Here is a 215-nt window from a genome sequence, read left to right on the forward strand (position 1 = left end):
GTTCCTTCCGGCAACGATGTGCAGCTGCATGGCGTCCGGTTTGCCTACCCCGAAAAGCCCGACCAGCCGATTCTGCAGAACATTGATCTGTCCATTGCTCCCGGAAAATTCATCCAGAATCCGGTGCAGTTCCCGCAGCGGGCCGGTCAGCTGGGTAAAGCACAGGTAGGCGGTCAGTACGGTGCCGATGGTGATGACGCCCTGGGATGCCAGCA

The 215-nt window shown here is 59.5% G+C and carries 1 pseudogene; it reads left to right on the plus strand.

Annotated features, from left to right (window positions below):
• Positions 1-215 (plus strand): annotated as a pseudogene (locus H6B10_RS17805) (hypothetical protein); the annotation flags it as partial.

Source organism: Gemmiger formicilis (genome assembly GCF_016901605.1).
Lineage (GTDB): Bacteria > Bacillota > Clostridia > Oscillospirales > Ruminococcaceae > Gemmiger > Gemmiger formicilis_B.